Here is a 19,518-nt window from a genome sequence, read left to right on the forward strand (position 1 = left end):
ACCGAGTGACCGTTTGTCACTTGTAGTTGTCAACTGTATAAAAATGTACAAAATTGTAAACTACTGTATTATTTTTGCGTTTACTTTTACGAACCCTCTTATACACTTGTATGAATTACTTTGCCGAACGCCTAAAGTCAGCTCGCTTGATGAATGGACTATCCTTACAAGGCCTGGCTGACAAAATTGATAATCGTGTCACCAAACAATCCCTAAGCAAATACGAGCAAGGGCAGGTGGTGCCCGATAGTGCGATGATCGGAATCCTATCCGAAGCTTTAGGGGTGAGACCCGATTACTTTTATACTTCTACTGCGGTGGAGTTTGGGGAGATAGAGTTCCGTAAGCTTCAGAGTTACCCAGCCAAAGAGCGGGTTCGAATAGAGGAGGTTGCGAAGGATGAGTTAAGAAGATATTTGGAACTGGAAGAAATTTTGGGGATAGAAACTACCTTTCATAATCCCCTTGCAGAACTAACTATCAGTTCACAGGAAGATATTGAGATTGCAGCTGAAAAGCTTCGAGATGAATGGGAACTGGGTAGGGGAGCCGTAGCCAATGTGATAGAGCTATTTGAAGATCATCATATCAAGGTACTAGAACTGGAATCTTCAGAAGAATTTGATGGGTTTTGTAGCTGGGTCAATGAAAAGCGAATTCCTCTGATCGTTTTGAATAAAGCAAAACTCAAAGAGAAGCTGGATCGAAAGCGGTTCACTGCATTTCATGAATTGGCGCATTTACTTTTGAAGGTCAATCATCTGCCAGAGAGGCAAAAAGAAAAGTTTTGTCATGCCTTTGCCACTGCCATGTTGATCCCCCAGGAGACCCTCAAAAAAGAACTTGGTGGAAAAAGGAGCAAGCTATCTATTCATGAATTGACTGCTATCAAGCAACAGTATGGGATATCCATGCAAGCGCTGGTGTATCGAGCAAAAGATATTGGGTTGATTTCAGATAATTACCTTAGACAATTTTATCAGACTTTTATCCAGTTGGGCTACAAAGTCAACGAACCTGTGGAATATGAAGGGTCTGAGCATTCCAATCGCTTTTCACAATTGTTGTTTCGAGCTCTTGCCGAAAACTTCATTTCAGTAAGTAAAGCAGCATCTTTAAAAAATCAGAAGCTAGCTCAATTCAGGAAAGAGAACCTTGTTTTCTGATGAAGGTAGCTGTCACGGATGCCTGTATTTTTATTGATCTGATTGAGTTGGATCTGATTTCGGTGTTTTTTCAGTTGGATGTGGATATGCATACGACAGTGTCGGTGATGGATGAATTGTATCAGGAACAGCAACAAATCTTAGAGGCTTATCAATCTGTTGGTAAGCTATCTGTTCATAATTTGGGTGAATCGGATTTTTTAGAAATGGAAAAGATTTCATTTCCTCGGGGGCTTTCTGTTCAAGATTGTACTGTAATTTTTCTTGCAAAGAAACTTGGAGGCGCCTTGGTGATCAGCAGTGATAAGATGGTCAGAGATTATGCCGGATCCCAAGGGCTACCGTATCATGGGATTTTTTGGGTTTTGGACCAGGTGGTCAGTGACTCAATTTTATCAGAAACAAAAGCTTTGGCTATCCTTAATAAAATGCCTGAAATAAATTCAATGTATCATGGAAGGCTAATGAAAAGGGAAATTGAGAAAAGAATGGAAATTTGGAGGAGTTGAACAATTCAGAACAGAATTCATTTTGGAAAAAAATCCCCTGCTCCCTTTTATAAAGGGGGATTTAAAGAGTTTTTTCTTAAACTATTTGTTTCCAATCAACTTCTCCAACCTAGCCATCATCTCATCCTTCTCCTTCAGCATCCGCTCGTACAATTCGATTTTTTCCTCGTGAAGCTGGATTAATTTGTCGATCGGGTTGTTTTGAAAAGTCGGATTGTAATTGACAATTCCTTGAGTATGATGAAAAGTACTAGATATAATATTCACTGCCTGTTCCTCGTCAAAATTCTTAAAGGCATCCACTGGTAGTTTTAACACTTCAGCAATTTGGGCAAGAAGGCTTTCTTCGATTTCTTCCTTTTGCTCTAGGGCGGAAATTTTCTTCTGGCTCCAGTCTTCTCCCAGTTCATAAGCCAATGCTTCCTGCTTGAAGCCAAGCATCTCTCTGAATCGTTTTACATTTCTGCCTTGGTGGATCTGTCTGGAGGAAGAGTCGCTCATGGTTATTTTCTTTTTATTTCAGTTTTCTACGCCCTCATTCGTGTCTCTACGAAGGTGTGATAATTGTTCTAGATTGGTATGCCGCTAACCGCGGCAGTGTTGCTGATCTGTGAGGGAAGACACTCACAGGGGCAAGGTTACTTTTTTTGCTTTGTTTTAAATAATTCTGCTTAATCAAATTTAAGAATTATACTCTTTTAATCTTAGTTTATTATGTCGATGATCAAGGTAATTTAGAAAATATAGTGGATAATTTATCCCGAAAATGAATTGGGTAGAAATAAGGATTGATTGATCTTTCTTCTGGCTATGTAATTAGCCTAAGGTTAGGAATTTAAATAGAAGGGAGTCATGAAAACAATCAATGAAATAGAATTGAGATTTATTTTGGAAGAAATTATTCTTGCGGATTTAAAGCATTCTCAACTGACCATTGGTCTAGCAAACCTAGGCTTAGACCCCATGGATAATCATTATTTGGGGATTGCTGATTTGGTAGCCCGATTAATTGGAGTCCAAAATGATCAAGAAAAAGACCGATTTATGGAGGTCTATATGGAGTTTGTGAATAGAAGTGCTGATTCACATGTAGATACTACAAATGAAGAATTGAAGATGTTGAGCAAGGAGTGTTTAGAGGCATTACTTGGTGTTTTGGTTTAACACTTTTAATCACTTTTCTTCATTTGATTTTAAAAATCAATACGTTTCCATCTTGCTGGCAATTCGCTTCGGTCTCCGTGTAAAAATTCCGGGCCAGCGCTGGGTACTCATAAATCCTTAAATCCCAGGGTTGAAACCCTGGGCTATAAAGCTATCGCCCCTACAGGGCTGGATTTTGGTTCGCTTGAGGATTAGTTCCCTAAACGTCACTGGGCAATATGCCATTGGAGGCAGCTGATTTCTGGCAAAGGCTTTTGTTACTTTTTGCCTAAAAAATAAGTAAGAAAAATTCATAAAATTTAGGGGCTCAAATTCAGTTAGAAATAAAGGAGGGATTGCAAACCCTCCTGGCAAAAGGAGTTTATAAAACCAAATTGAGACTGCCGCGCTTCGCTCGCAGTGACGAAAAACTACTCTTATTACTAAATCCTACTATTATTGCCTTTATGAATTAGACTCCATCTAAATGTTGCTATCGGTAAATGACTACTCGATTTTTAAGAAATTATCCCTTCTATCTTGATCAGGTCTGGTTCCCCAAGGGTCGATTCCTATCCATTTTGGTTTTACTTTAGAATGTAGGATTAGCTCGTTTTTGCCACTTTCTAGGCTAAATATCTCTGATGAAATAATCTCTTTCTCCAAGATGTTTTCATCTGGGTGTTTCTCAAAAAGAGCAATTCTTATCGGCTCATTGAATTCTATTTCCCGGATAGATCCATCACTTAGCGTTTCGAGTTTTTTTGCAGAATAGGTTAATCTGGTCTCGAAACTTCCATTGTCAAGTTCGCTGGATTGAGCAGACTCGATTTTGATGTCGTAGTGAATTACTTTTTCCAGCCAATCCCTGATTAGCATCATTTCAGAAGCATTGCAAGTGAGATTTAATTCGTTGAGAAAATCCTGAAAAGCGATGCTAGGAATACTTTTATTTCGGCTTTGATCGACCATTTTCCGGATAACAGAGTTCAGTCTTTCTGATCCGATTAAGTCCTCAATTGCCAATAAACTCAAGATACTTTTTCCATAAGCCAAATAGTTTTGCCCTTCCATTGAGCTGAGTGGAGGCTCGGTTTCTTTGGCAAATGCTCTTCCTGAAAAATAGGTTCGGTTGGCATTATCTGTTAGATTCCAAATGGCCGGTTTTCCTACCGTTTCTTTCAAGACCAATGCCTCTGAATATTTTGCCAAACCTTCTACAAAGAAGGAAGCTCCAGGGATATTTCTAGGTGCCAACAAATGTCCGAACCATTGATGTGCAACTTCGTGGATCGCACGTTTGCGACGCAAGTCGAACTGATTTTCTGGCTGTGGCTTTACCAGAAAATAATTGTCTTCCACCATGCTGATGATGCCGGGATGGGCAAATCCCCCAAATCCCCAGAAAGAAGGGATTTCTACGATTTTAAGCGATGAAAAAGGATAATCACCAAAGGTTTTGGATAGATATTCCAAACTCAATTTCATGGTGTTTAGTGTTTCTTTGGATGCAAATCGATGGGCAGGAATTGTATAAACTTGAAGCTGAAGATTATCTGTTAAGAGGGATTCTACTTGATAATTTCCTGAAAAAATAGCTATTGCAGGCATAATTTTTTCAGGGCTTTTGTAAAAGAAAATCTCCCTATTTCCTTCTGTTTTCTTGGTAATTAAATCGCCGGAGGTTAACGCTGTTTGTCCTGATTCGGTGCTGATCTCAGCTTCAAAATCCACCTTCATTAAGTTGACTTCCAGCTGTTCCATATGATCCTGAGTAGAAAATCTGTCAGGCTTGAGAGGGAGATTGCGCTTTTTTCTTTCCTGATTATTGCTGATTTCTCTTCCTTCAGAATAACCGAAGTAGGGGGCAAAATCCCTTAAATTGAGATATGAACCGTCTTGAATAATGGCTGGATCGTACTTGAATAGTGTTGGGTTAGTTTTTACCTCAAAAGAGAATTCTATTTCTTGCTCTGGCAAAACCGGGTTTTCAAATTCTATTTCGTAGACTTTCAGGAGCTCGTTTTTGTCAAGATTGGAAGCTTGCTCCATCCATAGATTTTCTAAAAACTCTTTCTCCGTGAGGAGCATTTTATCTATGGCTTCCTCTGAGTTATTCTTTAATTTTCCTTTTACCAAAGCATGGTAAGTTCCTTTTGAAGGGAAAAGATCGACTTTCAATTGAATGGAAGAATAACTCAGTACCGGAGCATTTTCGAATCGCTTGTAAGTTAATTCATAGGCTTCCTGCCTATCCAGCAGCTGATCGCTACTTTGATATCCCTCGATAATGTTGATCTGATACGCACAGAAACCCGATAAAGCGAAGAATGCCAGCAAAGCCCCAAGTCCGAAAAAGGTGGGTTTATTCCAGACTTGAGTGACTTTGATTCTATTCAATCCGCCGGTCCAATGCTTGGCCAAAAGCAGAATTGCCGATAGGGCCAGAACTGACCAAAGCAATGCAAAAATCCAAAATCCTGGACTGTTCATCTCCCATCCTGCTTGCTGGCTGTAGCTTAGAGGAGGTAGATCGCCCATTTGCCACAAAGGATGATTTAAACCTATTGCTGTTCCTAAAGGCCCGGCAAATAAGGCGAATGCAAGGACTGAAAGTCCCATGCCAAGGTAATTGCTTCGAGAGAAATTCTGAATTATAAGAAAAAAGGAAGCATAGAAGAGTAGGGGGATTCCCGGAAATAACAAAATGCTAAAGATTGCGAAGCTGTCTGAATTCATATAGCCTTGTATTAACTGGAAGCTTAAGGAAATAACCATTGTCACTCCGATCAAAAGCATTACTAGAATTGAGAGGGAACCCAGTTTAGAAAGGAAAAAATAGGTGTTTGGAAAAGGTGTGGCACTTATTATTTCATGTGATTTAACATTTTTTACTCGCCAGACTAATTCACCAGAGAAAAACACCAGCAGCAAGATTCCAAACAAATACAAAGGTTGCTGGACCTGCTCCAAAAGCAGTTGGCTGGCAGGAAAGTAATTCTCATCATAGGCTCCCCCAGCATAGAGTTTAGAATAGATTTCAGTTACGGCCAGCACAATCCAGGTTCCCAGCACTGCCCAAAATGCAATGCTTTGGAATATGAATTTCAGGTCCATTCGGATCAGAGAAGTAAGGATTGGGAAGTAATTACGGATTGAAATGGTAGCCTTTTTTGGTTTGGGGAATGAAAGACGATTTACACCTTCAGTTTCTTTGAGGAGGTCAGTTTTTTGCTGTTTTTGATTGTGGGATCTAAAAGAGAATATGCGAAAGCAAGCTGCCAAAATCAATCCGCTGATCCCTAGCCAGATCAACCTGTTCAACCCCAGCAAACTGATAAATGAAATCCGCTCCTGATTTTTTTGAAAAGGAGTCCAAAGATTGGTTTGCTCGAAGAAAGCTGATAGCCCAAAAGGGTCCGCCAGAGCTGCTAGGAATAAGTTCTCGCTGGAAACTGGAGCTGCATTTGCCAAGAGCGGTGAGTTCAGGAAAATGGCAGAGATGAAATACAAAGCATAAATTAAAACCGCCACGGAATAGGTGGCCAAAGAGTTTTTGGTGATCAGGCAAGCGGAGAATAGCAGAACAGTGCAAATGCTAACTGAAGGAATCAGAAGCATCCCTGCTACAGCAATGCTATCCTGAATCTGGAAAATTGCAACTTTGCTTGGATCTAGTCCGGAGATATTAACTCCCAGGTAGAAGCCTGGAATTGCTAGTATAATCACCAGAATTCCTACAAGCCAGGCGCCCAAGAAACGACTGAAAAAGAATGTTGATTTGGAAAGTGGACTGGAAAAAATAAGTGCTTCCATTCCATATTTGCTATCTCTCTGAACGGCCGTCACTACAAAAAACATGATGGAAAAGACCGCTCCCAAGCTGATCAGGCCCATTTTAAAGAACAGCTCATATTCCGAATTGTAATTCACGCCAGCTGGGGTGGCACCCTGACTTCCCATCAAGCAGGCAAAGCCAAAGTAGATCAGAGTAAAGAGGTACACTGCTTTGGTTCTGAGTTGGTAGTTGAGCTCAAAAAGAAGCAGGGATAAAAATTTGAAGCCTTTCATTTCTTGAAACTTTTAAGGGTGGTGAAATAGAAGTCTTCCAGATTGGGATGGGTAGATTCAAAACCTGCAGCTGGTAATTCATCAGCTATTACATGAATCAGCGTTTCTCCGGCGATCAATTTTGAAGAGATGATATTCAGCTTTTCCTGATACTGGGGCAACTCCGATTTGGTGACTTTTTTACACCATATTTTGCCCTTCAAACGTGCAGTGAGCAAGACTGGATTTCCCTGAACAAGGATTTTACCTTGATTCATAATTGCCATTTGAGGACAAAGCTCCAACACATCATCCACCAAATGGGTAGAAAGGATAACGATGATGTTTTCCCCGATTTCACTAAGAAGATTCAAAAATCGATTTCTTTCTTCGGGGTCCAGACCTGCGGTGGGTTCATCCACTATAATCAGTTTGGGATCGCCAAGTAGTGCCTGAGCAATTCCAAATCGTTGTCTCATCCCACCTGAATAGGAGTACACAGCCTTTTTTCGGTGTTGGTAGAGATTCGTTTGTTGCAAAAGAAAATCCACCTGTTCCTTTCGCTGTCCATAATCTGTAATCCCTTTGAGGACAGCGATATGATCCAATAATTCTAAGGCAGAGACCTTTGGATAAACTCCAAATTCCTGTGGCAAGTATCCTAGTGCGGATCGGATAATCTCAGGTTGTGGTTGAACATCCGTTCCGTTAAACAGAATTTTACCGGATTCAGCCGACTGAAGCATCGCCAAAGTTCTCATGAGCGTTGATTTGCCAGCACCGTTTGGGCCCAGGAGACCAAACATTCCGTTTTCTGTGGTGAGAGACACGCCATCCAATGCCTTTACGCCATTGGGATAGGTTTTGCAGAGATTGTTGATTTCAAGAATGTTCTTCATTGCCTTTTTATTTCTGGAAAGACGAAGGTTGGAAATCGGTCTGAGCAGAAATAATTTAGATGTCGAACTGCCCGGTTAGGAGGATGAACTTGAGATTTTATATTTTTTTTGGGGAAATCGCCAGCTTGCTGATGTTCGTCATGAAATAGAAAGCGTTGGTCATCTTTATTTTCTCCAAAATACCTGCCCCCTATCTTAGAAGTATGTTTCCAAAATTAACTTTATTCAAAGCCCTAGGATGGGGTTTCGCTGTGACGGTACTCGTCTGCTTTTTGCTTCAGAGGATGGGTTTTATCAAAATTGATTTTGATGAATACCTTGAAAATATCCTGATTCTTGGTTCATGGTGGATGTTGGCTAGTTTGCTTTTTTACTACAGTCGAAAGATTCGCCTTCGCAAGCAGAGTTTACTAAGGATTCTCTATTTGGCACTATTTCTCACCGGAACTTTGCTTTTGGATCAATGGATGTCGATTCCTGATAATCCTGTTTCTATATTTTTGCTGATCCTATTTTGGATGGGGATAGCCCAATTTGTGGCTCCCATATTTTTTAAAAAATTCCAAAAGGTCATTTTTCTTGTCTATGGGCTGATTTGGATTGTTTTTACGCTGATTCGATGGAATGAAACTTACCTGAGAGAAAATCATGAATTAGCGATTTTTATGCTGCTGATTCCTATTCCGTTTTTCCTGCTGCTTTGGGTATTTGAGCAATGGAAAAGGATGAGAGATCTGGAAAACCAGAAAAATCAGGCTGAACTGGCCATGCTGAAAAACCAGATCAATCCGCATTTTCTCTTTAATACACTTAATAACCTCTATGGACTTTGTGTGGAGAAATCTGATGCTGCACCTGAGGTGGTGCTGAAGCTGTCGGATATGATGCGGTATACCATTTATGAAGGAAAAGAAAATGAGGTCTTGCTGAGCAAGGAGGTGGAATACCTTGAGAGTTTTTTAGCCTTGCACAAATTGCGACACCGGAATGCGCCTACCATTGAATTTAATGTAGATGTTATTGATGGTTTAAAAATCGCCCCTTTGCTTTTTATTGTTCCGGTTGAGAATGCTTTTAAACATGGGGTGGAAAAACTTACTGAAGGCGCTATTGTTACCATTGATTTGTCTGCAAATCTGGAAAAGCTTAGCCTGAAAGTGGCCAATAATTATGATTTGGAAAGTAAGAATGAGGGAAATGGAATTGGTTTAGAGAACTTAAAGAGAAGACTGGAATTAACCTATCCCGGGGAACATTCCTTGCAAATCACTCAAAAGAACGGTATCTATACTTTGGTTTTGGAAATCTTATGGAGCAGGTAACCTATGTGATTTTGGATGATGAGCCTATCGCGCATCGTATTATTGAAGGCTATTGTGAGAACTTTTCCTTTTTGGCAAAAGCGGGCAATTTCTACAATGGATTTGAGGCTTTGGAGTTTTTCAGGAGTAATCAGGTAGATCTGATCTTTTTAGATATCAATATGCCAAAACTTACAGGCTTTGAATTATTGAAATCTCTGCCAAACCCTCCCAAGGTGATTGTAACTTCTGCTCATCAGGAGTTTGCCCTCCAAGGTTATGAGCTGGATATTGCCGATTATTTGCTGAAACCATTCAGTCTGGATCGGTTTATCAAAGCTATCAATAAGGTATGCTCTTCAAATGCTTCAGCTTCCAAAAAAGAGGATGAACCAGAGCGGATTTTTCTTAAGTCAGACAAAAAGCATGTACAGCTTAAAATGCAGGAGATTTTATATGTGGAGGCACTTGGGAATTACTGCAAGGTTTTTCACTCTGGAGGTATGATAATTTGTCCTGAAAAGATTTCAGATTTGGAATCCAAGCTCCCTTCTCACAATTTTATTCGTGTTCATAAGTCATATCTGATCAATCGACATCGAATAGAATATGTGGAAGGAAATCAAATCAGTATTTCTGGGATAAAAGTTCCTGTTGGTCAGACTTATAAAGCAAATCTTTTAGGGTATTTGACTTGAATTTTTCTCTTATAATTGTCGTAGAATGAACTAGTTGTTCAAGAATTCATCAATCTATTTTCCAGTAAAACTAGCTACACTGCTTCTTTTGTATGATCACTCTCTTCCCGGAAAAAAGTTTCGAGACGATGTACGCCATGCCGTGGAGCTATATTATCCTGAGCCATCATACTTAAAAAGAACTCTATTGGCCCATAAGTCTTAGAACTTGTAAAGGTACGCATGAAGGCTAATGCAGTCCTCCGCATCCAATCAGGAAGATGGACGATTTTTATTTTTTTACCCAAGGCTTCTAAGGCAAGTTTCCCGATTTCATTTTGTGTAAAAATATCCGGGCCGCCAACTTCGATTTCCTTTTGAGGGGACGCAATGCTGTCAATGACCACTCGAGCCAGATCCATTCCGTGAATGGGATTGAGTTTGAATTCCCCGTTTCCAAACAGATACACGCGGCCTGATTTTGCCATTGCCAAGAAGTCCTTCATGTCGGAGAAAAAACCGTTAGGTCTAATGATGCTGTATTCCAATCCTGAATCTTTCAAGGAATCGACGAAGCGTTCTTTAGCTGCAGTTATTTTCAAGTGACGCAGTTGTTCTCCATTTAGCACGGATACATAAACAAACTTTCTTGCTCGGTGCCGTATGGCAAACTCTAAAAGATTGAGATTGGCTTGATAATCCACATCCATATAACTTAGTCCGTCCTTTTGACGGGTGATTCCAACAGTTGAAATAACTGTGTCTATTGGTTCCTCGATTTTTGGAAAAGTATCCAATTTCGTAACATCGACGACTTGAAATTGCGTATGAGCTAAGCCCATTTTTTTGAGCTTTTCTTCGCTACGTCCAAAAGCCAAAAAATCAAATTTTTGATACTTGAGCTCCTTGGAGATATAACCTCCTAAATACCCGGTGGCTCCTGCCAGAATTATTTTTCCTTGCATGTTTCTTTGAGTTTGGTCTTTTAAATTCAGAGGGTTATCTAAGCCTAAATTTTAGTGTTTTTTAGCTCCATCAATACCTTGATCAAAAACTCCATAGATCCTTTTTGGAATTCAGATTGGTTGAAAGTACCGCTGAAATAAGCATACAATTCTGGGCAATAGTCACTGCTGTAAAGGTTTTTCCCAGGCTGGCAATATGGAATGGGCTATTGATTTCTACTTTTTTGCCGTCAATAAAGTGTCCATGAGCCCAGCTTTTTTGAAATTCCAGCGTTTTGGATTCAAGCCGAAAGAGGGCATTATGAAGCAACTCATTTTCCATTGTTTCCTGGAAAAGACTGTCTAGGTTTTTTTCCTTTTTAAGGATGTTTTGAGCAAAGAGGAATTGAAAGTTGAACATAGCAAAAAGGAATAGGAAAATATTTTGGGATTTCATGGCTTAATTGGTTTGAAGAAATCCAGAAGGATAGCCTATGAATGAAACATGACTGTCCTAGCTGGTTCTTTTAAAATGATTTTCTGATTTTAGAAAAGCGTAATACCTACTCCGATGGAGAAATTGGTTGCATCCAGATTACCACCTTCAATTCTGGTTACCCGAGCCATATAAAGACGGCTTTGGATATCCAGGGCCCACTTTTCACGCTGTAGAACTTCGTAACCTGTAGAGATCAAAACTCCTTTTCCCCATTCATTTTTTTTGGAATCAGCCTTTGATTCATAAAGTGCTCGCATATCAAGAGATGCACCATAACCGCCGCTGATCCACCACTTATCCGTAGCCCAATATTGGATGGATGGGATAATACCCTCGAAGCTTCGGTCAACTCCCTCTGAATCATAGATTTGACCAACGGTATTGACATAAATTGCCGTTCGGGGAGATACAAACCAACCCATTTTTAGGTTAGGGAGGGAGATTCCTCCACGGGTGGCTTTTTCGGACATCCCATCTGTGAAGTGTAGTACTCCTACACCGACAGAGGCTCCGGCGGTGAAGCCTTTGTGGATGGGGTTTTCAGTTTGGGCCTGAATATTCAGAGTTGTGATCAGGCCAAAGAAGAAGATAAAGATTAGCTTTTTCATTTTTTGTGTTGTTTAAGTTTTACTTGTGTCTGTTTCAAAATTGATGGGACAAATTTGGGCTAAAGGGGGTGGGCAGTCGTCTTGAAATATGATTATGGACGTTTTGGTGAGATCCCGGACTTTAACCCAATTGATGCCTGATTAATCTTCTTTGGAGGATTTGAGCATAAAGTTGACCAGGCTGATTCCTCCACCTACAGCCATTCCTGTGCTGATCCAGAAAGTGATTTGATTGTCAAAGTCCACTCCCAATAATCCGAGTGCGATGATGCCGATGGATGTGCCTATTGCTACTCCGAGCAGTGTTCCAATGGCGATACCAATACTTGTTCCTAGTGTGATTGCTTTATTTTTCATCGTTGTATGTGTTAGGTTTTTGATAAATAACTGTGACAAAGTTGGGGTATAGAGCGTCTCCAGTCGTCTTGAATTATGATTTGGGACGTTTTCGTGAAATCCCGGACTTTGGAGGAAATTGAGGAATGAAAAATCAGCTTTTTGGGGAGCGCGCTAAAAAAAGAAATGCCAAAAGGAGGTTGATTTCCCTTTGGCATTGAAGGTTAGCAGATTCAGATTTATTTCGCTCAAAGCAAATTCGCTACTCGATCGCCGGTAAGATGCTGTACGTTTTGGGTGATTCGCTCAATCGGCCAATCCCACCATTTCAACTTCAATAGCTGTTCTATTTTTTCTTTAGAAAAGCGCTTTCTGATTTCTTGGGCAGGATTGCCTCCTATAATACTGTAAGGTTCTACATCTCTCGTGACGACCGACTTGCTCGCAATGATAGCTCCATCTCCGATTTTGACTCCGGGCATGATGGTTGCAGCATATCCGATCCACACATCATTCCCGATGATGGTGTCACCTTTTTGAGGATAGCTTTTGCCTTCCATGGCTTTTTCCCAGCCTTTCCCAAAAATTGCAAAAGGATAAGAGGATAGAGCTTTGGAAAGGTGATTGGCTCCGTTCATAAGGAAAGTCACATCTGAAGCGATCATGCAAAACTTTCCGATGATTAACCGGTCGCCTACAAAATCGAAGAGGTATTTGACATTTTTTTCAAAATTGTGAACATCTTCAAAATCATCATAATAGGTAAAGTCCCCTACCTGAATTTGTGGGTTTTTGATCAGGTTCTTTAGAAAGCAAAGTCGCTTATAGCCGGCAAGGGGAAAGGCTTGTTCTTTATCTGGAGCAGTCATAATTAGATCGTTTTTTGATGGGAATGAAGTAAAAGAGCCTAAAAAAGTGATTATAAGCGTCCGGGTTTATGATTTCGGACGTATTAGGAAAGATCTCGCCTAAATCAGTTCTCTTCGGAGGTAGATTTGGTATTGACTATTATGTTTACCAAAAGCACCAATACCGAAGAAAGGACCATCAATACTGCAATCAGCGAACCTATTTGAGGATAATGAAGTAATCTGCCATCCGCATCTTGAAAAATAACCCAGCCCGCAACTGCAGCTGCTAAACCTCCAGCCAATTGCTGGATAGATGAATCAATGGCCATGAAAGCACCACGGTTGGAAGCTGCAGGGATCGCTGTTGCCAAAGCAGAAAGGGAGATCATTCTTGCGTTTATTCCCAAATATAAAATTACATGGAGCAAAATAATCCATTCAAAAGATGCCGTATTTGACCAGGTGTAAACCAGAACTGCTAAAATGGCTATCAAAGTCCCCGTGGAAAAAACAACCCATTTCCCAATCCTATCCGAAATCCTTCCAAATACAGGAGCTGAAATCAATGTAGTCAGACCAATGGCTCCATAAACCCATGGAAGTTCACTTTCTTCAATTCCAAGGTTGTAAGTAAGGTAAGCCGCATTGAATGTCATAAAAATCACATCTCCTCCTACAATCAAAATATTGGCTCCAAAAACAGTCCAATAGGAAGACCTTCTTAAACTTTGAAAAAGATGTGCCCAGGGGGAAGAAAGTCTTGTGCTATGTTTTTTTGAAGGACGAATAATAAAACTAACAAGCAATAGAGCCAGGCTTCCCAAACCAAAGATCAACCCATAAGATAATTGCCAGGAAAAAGAGCTGGCTAGAAATAGGGACAAAGGAAGGCCTATCACTAAACTGGCAGCAAAAGCCATTTGGATCCATCCCATCACTTGACCTCTTTGTTCTAAGGTAAACAAATCAGCCACAAGGGCATAAGAAATCGAGGCAATCATTCCTCCAAAAGCCCCAGTAATAATTCTGGCTCCCAAAAGCATGGGAAATGAGGGCGACAACGCACAGAAAATGATTCCCATTAAAAATCCACTGTAAAATACGATCAGAAAGGATTTTCGATCAAATCTATCCGCAAAACCAGATGCAAGAATGGCGGAAATCCCGGCACTTACGGCATAGGCAGAAGCAACCAAACCGAATTCTTCCGTGCTGAGATTGAGCTTATCGAGAAGAGTACTGCTCAAGGCTGGCAATAGCATGTAGTCTAATACAACTGTAAAAAGGAGGCTGCCCAGGCCCAAAATGACTAACTTTTGATAAGAAGTGAATTCTTCCTTTTCTCGCATGGGGTTAATTTCTATGAGCTTTTACCCAGGCTTTGGGTGTCAGACCTGTTGATTTTTTGAAAAAATCATTGAACACTGATTTGGATGTAAATCCACTTTCATATGCCATTCCCAACAAGGTAATATGTGCATTGGCTTTGTCAATGACTTTTCGCTGGAAGATAGAAAGGCGATGGGAATTGACATAGTCATTAAAATTTTGACCCAGTTTCATGTTGATTAGCCAAGAAAGCTTGTTTGGGTGCAGCTCAATCTGCTCAGCCAAAGAGCGTAAGGTAAGATTGGTGTCAGTCACTACCTCTTCCAAGGCCATTTTTGCCCGCAGGCTTTGAAGAAAATATTCACATTCTTCCTCTGTCATTTGACTGGATTGTGCAATGACGAGTTGCTGGTTGGATGGATGCTGTCGATGTACTTTATGGTCTTCGAAATTCATTTGTTTATAGATTTCCAGAAATCCCTGGTCTTCTCGAATATTGTCCCAAACCCACCAGTATTTTAAGCTTACCATCATACTTGATTTTTCTTCCAAGCCTTTCTGAAGAAAGTATACCGCCTTATCTGGTCGATTCATCAAACTGTATAAAGCCGCTGGGTCACAGGGGTCAATGTAGTGACTGTTTTCGAGTTCCTCGAGCACTCCTTCGATCTCACCGCTAAGCACTTTTACTGTCATCAGATCCAGTTTGACCAAGCCTTCCCCCTTGGTCAATTCGATCGCTTTGTCGAGGGTCTGAAAGGCCTCTTCAAATCTTCCCAGATACCCTAAAACCAAACCTTTCCAGCGAAGAGCTTCACTGAAATCAGGGTCGATCCGTAAGCTTTCTTCAAATGCAGAAAGAGCTTCTTTAAACCTGCCCGAGAGGTAATAACAGAGTCCTAACCACCAGTAGCTTATGATGTGAAGTGGATCCCTAGATTGATTTTCTTTGGCGATAGCAATGGCCAAGTCGTAATCCTTTTGGATGAAAATATAGTAGTTGGTAATAAAATCAATTTCGTTATTCAGTCCTGCTGCTACTGCTTGATTGTAGGATTGGATGGCTGCTTCCCAATTCCAGTCATGAAAGAGGTGGACATAAGCCATGACCTTATGGGCACGCATGTCTTTTTGATTGATATTCAGTGCTTTTTGAGCATATTCTCTGGATTTCTGAAAACCCTCTTTGGCAGAAATTAAATTGAAACCAGCATGGTGAAGATAGGTTTCTCCGATATAAGCATAAGCCTCGGTAAATTCGGGGTCTAGTTCGGTGGCTTTGGTAAACAACAGGAGAGCTTCTTTGACATCGGCCAAGTCTTTTCGCTTAAAGTGATGACTTGCCTTAAGGAAAAGGTCGTATGCCTCCGGGTTACTTGTTTTGGAAGATACAAGGCTGTCCTCAATATCCATATGCCCAAAATTCTCCCGAATTCGATCTGCGACCAAAAGGCTGATTTCATCCTGTAGGTCAAAAATATCCTCCAAAGTCCGGTCAAAGGTTTCGGACCAGATATGAAATCCATTGTCTGTGCGAATAAGTTGTATTGCGATCCGAACCCGGCTTCCCGCTTTTCGAATACTACCCTCGATGACAGAAGCGACGCCCAGTTTATTGCCAATAATACGTACGTCGATTTTTTGACCTTTAAAGGCAAAGGAAGAAGTTCTGGCTATTACTTTTAGGCTTTGGATTTTGCTTAGTGCATTGATGATTTCCTCAGCCATTCCGTCAGAAAAATATTCATTTTCCGGATCTGAACTGAGATTATCAAAAGGGAGTACTGCGATGGAGCGTTGATTCATCCAAAGGAAAAAAAGCCCAAGAACATCTTGGTAATTGAAATTAGGTCATAAATAGCACTCAAGATAAAACTTCCTGAAGTTTTTGGCTAAATGTTAAAGCTAAAAACATAGATAAAGTGGATTTATTGAGTCTCTAATTGATACTTTTTTTGGCAATCATTTATTGCCTATTTACTTACAATTCAATAGTAGAAAAGGTAGCTGAATTCTAAAATCCCAATCATAAGATTAGATGGTAATTGCCAATTTTCCCGAAACCTTTCCATTGATCAACAAATCCAAAGCTTGAGGAACTTCATCGAGCGTAAAGCTTTGTTGGATATAAGGTTTGATCTTTCCTTCATCAGCAAGGTTTGCCATTAGCTTAAGGTCGGCTTGTTTCGCTTTTGCAAGTAGGGTTTCGAATTTCTTCCCAGTTCGGAAAGATTTCCAAGATCCCAGAAGAAGCGCCTCCATGGAAAAGCCAAAGGCAACATACCTTCCATTTCCTTTCAAAACTCTTTCTATTTCACTGAGTGAATGATTAACTGGTCCATCTAGAATCAAATCGAATTTTCGATCTTCTTTGGTGAAATCGCGAAGGGAATAATCTATGACTTCATCAGCCCCCTGTATTTTAGCCAGATCCTCATTTCTTCCGCTACAGACTGCTGTGACCCGGGTACCGTAGGCCTTGGCGATTTGGACGGCAAAACCACCTACACCTCCTGAAGCTCCGTTGATAAGTACCTCATCTCCTTTTTGAATTTCTCCCAAATCCCTTAATCCCTGCAAAGCCGTTACCGAGGCCATGGGCATGGCTGCTGTTTCCCCAAATGATAGATTTTTGGGCTTTATTGCCAGGGCCTCTTCTTTGGCTACAGCATATTCAGCAAAGCCTCCAAAGCCAATCCCTGAAAGATCCCCATAAACTTCATCACCTACCTTAAACTGGCTGATGTTTTTCCCAATGCTCTTAATCACTCCCGAAACATCTGCCCCAAGCGTTTGAAACTTCGGTCGAAACAATCCAGTGGTAAAACGAACCGGAAAGGGAGTTCCACTCAAAAGATGTCTATCAGCTTGATTGACCGATGCCGCCAGAACCTTGATTAAAACCTCATCTGCTTTGGGTTCAGGCTGATTTATCTCTTGAAGTTTGAGGTTTTCTGTTGAACCATATTCTTGATAGATTATTGCTTTCATGCTGTAACGGATTTGATTTTTGAGCCTTTGATCAGGAAGTAAAATGCCAGGGTGACTTCGCCCAAAGCAGCAGATATGCCAACGATCCAAGAGAATAGCACCTCGTTTCCGGGAAAAGTAAAGTCACCAAATGTTTCAACTAAATAGCCCAAACCGGCAAAAAACATGAGCATGCCAAGAAACTTAGGGAAGACACCACTTTGGAAGAGCTGAACTCCCAGTAAAAGACAATGAATCCCAAAAAAAGCTCCTGCAATCAGGTATCCATAGCTATGTACATCCATGAAGAGATGGCTTAGAGAGGCTATTTGATCCTGATTAAAAGACAAAGACAAAGTTTCACTTTTCAATACATGAAGTGCAAGGTAGTGGTTGAGTAGATTGAGCGTTCCAATCGCGGGATGTGCCAAAAGCCGCAGGGAAGAAGAAATAAGGGCAAGTGTTTTTCCGTAGGGTTTAAAAAGTAAATAAAGCAATACAGAAATGATGGCATCTAATAAAAATGCTAAAAGATCCGTCATGAGTCCGAGGCGGAATAGCCCTTCATTTTCAAGGATATTCTCGGAAGTATTGAAAACATCTCCCTCAACAAAAATTCCTTCCCTCACATATCCCTGACTAAAACCTGCCAAAATGATGACAAAGACATATAGTGTTCCAATAAGTCTGACCTGTGGGGTATTTTGGATTTGATTTCCCATTATTCTAGGGGTTTTGGATTGGATTTCGCTTCAAATCAGGAAATAATCATTCCATTACTTTTCTACTCGGAAGTCCATTTCCGGAAATGAGGTAAAATCTTGAGGATTTCCTTGATTCAAAATCTGTTTAATTGATAGGTGTAAAAGTAAAGCAGGGTAAAAAAGTAAGATTGATGCTTTGTGCCAATTCTTTGACATTTAAGGCCACTCGAACTCATTCACTGAGTTTTGCGATATTCCAAAGGGGAAAGTTGGGTCCATCTTTTGAAAGCCCTGTTAAAAGCACTTTGTTCGGAAAAACCTGTCTGAAAGGCGATTTCAGCTATGCTAAGGGGGGAATTCAGCAATAAATCCTGTGCAGTTTCTTGCTGAATCAGTTGAACCTGATTCCGAAAGGTCAATTCTTTCTCAGCAAGTCTACGCTTGAGCGTTCGGGCACTCATATTGAGTTGATCTGCAATTTCTATGATACTTGGGATACCACTGGGTAGAACCTCTGTGATCAGTTGCCGAATGTCCATTAGTAGGTGATCTGATTGCGAGAAAATCCCTTTTTTCTCCTCTTCTAAACGATCTAAAAGAAATCGATGAATACTTTTATCGGCTTTTATTGTCCGAATTTCTAGTAATTCTGTTCGAAATCGAAGCATATTTTGAGAAGCTCCGAATTCCACCGGACATTGAAAAAATTCTTCAAGCGCTTTTTGAGAGGAGGATTCTGAATGCTGAAAAGTCACTTGATTTGGCTGGATTTTTTGCCCTGTCACTTCCTGCAAAACTCCCGTCAGCATGACAAAGGAAACTTCATTTGCCATTTCGATTCCTTTTCGACGGGGAGGTCGGTGGAGAAAGAGCTGAGAGTGAGTGTTTTTTTCCAGTAACTGTATAGTTCCCTGATCAGTGACCAAGACCATGTATCGCTGCAATCTTTCCAGGATATCCTTTGCCTGCCAGCTGGTTTTCCAGGATAGTCCCAAGGTACCATAGTCTTCTGAATTCAGTTGCTCTCCCTGACGCACACTGAATCCCGGTGAAAGGTTGTCTCTGGCCCATTCATAAATTTCAAAAAGGAAATCAATTGGTAAATAGGTAGGGTTAACGGTTGAGTGTTTCTTAAAGAATTGAAGCGGAGGCATCCCTTCTTTAATAGCTAAGTATTTGGCTTTTAAGTAGATGCTTGCGTTTACAAAATCCATATTATTCTTTCTGGTCAAGTAATATTACCCAAAAAAATAGATTTATTTCTGGGAGACTCTATATGGATTCTTCAAGGTTTTTTTAGGAATTGAAAAGCATAGCTGCTTATTCCGACTCACCACTCTTGCCCAAAAGTCCCGAATCTCATCAAAATGTCCACAATTACATTATGGGACGATTGACATGTTATTCAACTTCATTTTTGCAATGTCAATTTGACCAATCAGCATTTCAGATCAATTGATAAGGATTTCTTTTTCTGCTGATTCTTCGGTAGGAGACAGGGGAAAAGCATCCTATTGAATTAAAATTTTAAT

General features: G+C 40.5%; 18 protein-coding genes. 5 read left to right on the top strand and 13 right to left on the bottom strand.

Annotated features, from left to right (window positions below; translation table 11 throughout):
• The first annotated feature begins 110 nt into the window (after nt 1-110).
• Both FHS59_RS01805 and FHS59_RS01810 read left to right on the top strand, forming a co-directional pair.
• Entirely contained in the window at nt 111-1,166 is a 1,056-nt protein-coding gene (locus tag FHS59_RS01805; RefSeq protein WP_184492700.1) for a helix-turn-helix domain-containing protein, read from the top strand.
• A complete protein-coding gene (locus FHS59_RS01810; protein WP_184492701.1) occupies nt 1,166-1,675 on the top strand; it encodes a PIN domain-containing protein in 510 nt (169 codons plus the stop codon). The genes FHS59_RS01805 and FHS59_RS01810 overlap by 1 nt, the downstream gene beginning before the upstream one ends.
• Nucleotides 1,676-1,756: 81 nt before the next feature.
• Here FHS59_RS01810 and FHS59_RS01815 read toward each other — a convergent pair whose 3' ends face one another.
• Nucleotides 1,757-2,176 carry a helix-turn-helix domain-containing protein gene (locus FHS59_RS01815; RefSeq protein ID WP_184492702.1) on the bottom strand — a complete coding sequence of 140 codons (420 nt, stop codon included), beginning with the start codon at nt 2,174-2,176 and terminating at the stop codon, nt 1,757-1,759.
• 351 nt (nt 2,177-2,527) lie between these two features.
• Between FHS59_RS01815 and FHS59_RS01820 the strand changes: the two genes are divergently transcribed.
• On the top strand, nt 2,528-2,839 hold the full coding sequence (locus FHS59_RS01820; RefSeq protein ID WP_184492703.1) for a hypothetical protein: 312 nt from the start codon (nt 2,528-2,530) through the stop codon (nt 2,837-2,839).
• Nucleotides 2,840-3,325: 486 nt separating this feature from the next.
• Here FHS59_RS01820 and FHS59_RS01825 read toward each other — a convergent pair whose 3' ends face one another.
• Both FHS59_RS01825 and FHS59_RS01830 read right to left on the bottom strand, forming a co-directional pair.
• Nucleotides 3,326-6,889, bottom strand: a complete 3,564-nt coding sequence (locus FHS59_RS01825; RefSeq protein WP_184492704.1) for a M1 family aminopeptidase — start codon at nt 6,887-6,889, stop codon at nt 3,326-3,328.
• Entirely contained in the window at nt 6,886-7,767 is an 882-nt protein-coding gene (locus FHS59_RS01830) for an ABC transporter ATP-binding protein (RefSeq protein WP_184492705.1), read from the bottom strand. Before FHS59_RS01830 ends, FHS59_RS01825 begins: the two co-directional genes overlap by 4 nt.
• 203 nt (nt 7,768-7,970) lie before the next feature.
• On the opposite strand from FHS59_RS01830, the gene FHS59_RS01835 reads away from it, so the two are divergent.
• Both FHS59_RS01835 and FHS59_RS01840 read left to right on the top strand, forming a co-directional pair.
• The gene (locus FHS59_RS01835) at nt 7,971-9,089 is read left to right on the top strand and encodes a sensor histidine kinase (protein WP_184492706.1); all 1,119 of its coding nucleotides are present in this window, start codon (nt 7,971-7,973) and stop codon (nt 9,087-9,089) included.
• A complete protein-coding gene (locus FHS59_RS01840) occupies nt 9,077-9,766 on the top strand; it encodes a LytR/AlgR family response regulator transcription factor (RefSeq protein WP_184492707.1) in 690 nt (229 codons plus the stop codon). The genes FHS59_RS01835 and FHS59_RS01840 overlap by 13 nt, the downstream gene beginning before the upstream one ends.
• 74 nt (nt 9,767-9,840) lie before the next feature.
• Here the strand turns inward: FHS59_RS01840 and FHS59_RS01845 are convergent, their stop codons facing one another.
• The 10 genes from FHS59_RS01845 to FHS59_RS01890 form a co-directional block, all read right to left on the bottom strand.
• A complete protein-coding gene (locus FHS59_RS01845; RefSeq protein WP_184492708.1) occupies nt 9,841-10,710 on the bottom strand; it encodes an SDR family oxidoreductase in 870 nt (289 codons plus the stop codon).
• Nucleotides 10,711-10,792: 82 nt separating this feature from the next.
• A complete protein-coding gene (locus tag FHS59_RS01850; protein ID WP_184492709.1) occupies nt 10,793-11,146 on the bottom strand; it encodes a hypothetical protein in 354 nt (117 codons plus the stop codon).
• A gap of 89 nt (nt 11,147-11,235) precedes the next feature.
• Nucleotides 11,236-11,796, bottom strand: coding sequence for a hypothetical protein (locus FHS59_RS01855; protein ID WP_184492710.1), 561 nt, complete (start codon nt 11,794-11,796; stop codon nt 11,236-11,238).
• A 141-nt stretch (nt 11,797-11,937) separates the two neighbouring features.
• Nucleotides 11,938-12,153 carry a hypothetical protein gene (locus FHS59_RS01860; protein ID WP_184492711.1) on the bottom strand — a complete coding sequence of 72 codons (216 nt, stop codon included), beginning with the start codon at nt 12,151-12,153 and terminating at the stop codon, nt 11,938-11,940.
• A gap of 227 nt (nt 12,154-12,380) precedes the next feature.
• Nucleotides 12,381-13,001 (bottom strand): CatB-related O-acetyltransferase, encoded by a 621-nt coding sequence (locus tag FHS59_RS01865; RefSeq protein WP_184492712.1) that lies wholly within the window; start codon nt 12,999-13,001, stop codon nt 12,381-12,383.
• Nucleotides 13,002-13,105: 104 nt separating this feature from the next.
• Nucleotides 13,106-14,332 carry an MFS transporter gene (locus FHS59_RS01870; RefSeq protein WP_184492713.1) on the bottom strand — a complete coding sequence of 409 codons (1,227 nt, stop codon included), beginning with the start codon at nt 14,330-14,332 and terminating at the stop codon, nt 13,106-13,108.
• A 4-nt stretch (nt 14,333-14,336) separates the two neighbouring features.
• Nucleotides 14,337-16,118 carry a tetratricopeptide repeat protein gene (locus FHS59_RS01875; protein ID WP_184492714.1) on the bottom strand — a complete coding sequence of 594 codons (1,782 nt, stop codon included), beginning with the start codon at nt 16,116-16,118 and terminating at the stop codon, nt 14,337-14,339.
• Between the two features lie 228 nt (nt 16,119-16,346).
• Nucleotides 16,347-17,303, bottom strand: coding sequence for an NAD(P)-dependent alcohol dehydrogenase (locus FHS59_RS01880; protein ID WP_184492715.1), 957 nt, complete (start codon nt 17,301-17,303; stop codon nt 16,347-16,349).
• Complete coding sequence (locus FHS59_RS01885; RefSeq protein WP_184492716.1) at nt 17,300-18,004, bottom strand: DUF4386 domain-containing protein; 705 nt, start codon at nt 18,002-18,004, stop codon at nt 17,300-17,302. The genes FHS59_RS01880 and FHS59_RS01885 overlap by 4 nt, the downstream gene beginning before the upstream one ends.
• A 218-nt stretch (nt 18,005-18,222) precedes the next feature.
• Nucleotides 18,223-19,200, bottom strand: a complete 978-nt coding sequence (locus FHS59_RS01890; RefSeq protein WP_184492717.1) for an AraC family transcriptional regulator — start codon at nt 19,198-19,200, stop codon at nt 18,223-18,225.
• Between the last annotated feature and the right edge of the window lie 318 nt (nt 19,201-19,518).

This window comes from Algoriphagus iocasae (assembly GCF_014206875.1).
Classification (GTDB): Bacteria; Bacteroidota; Bacteroidia; order Cytophagales; family Cyclobacteriaceae; genus Algoriphagus; species Algoriphagus iocasae.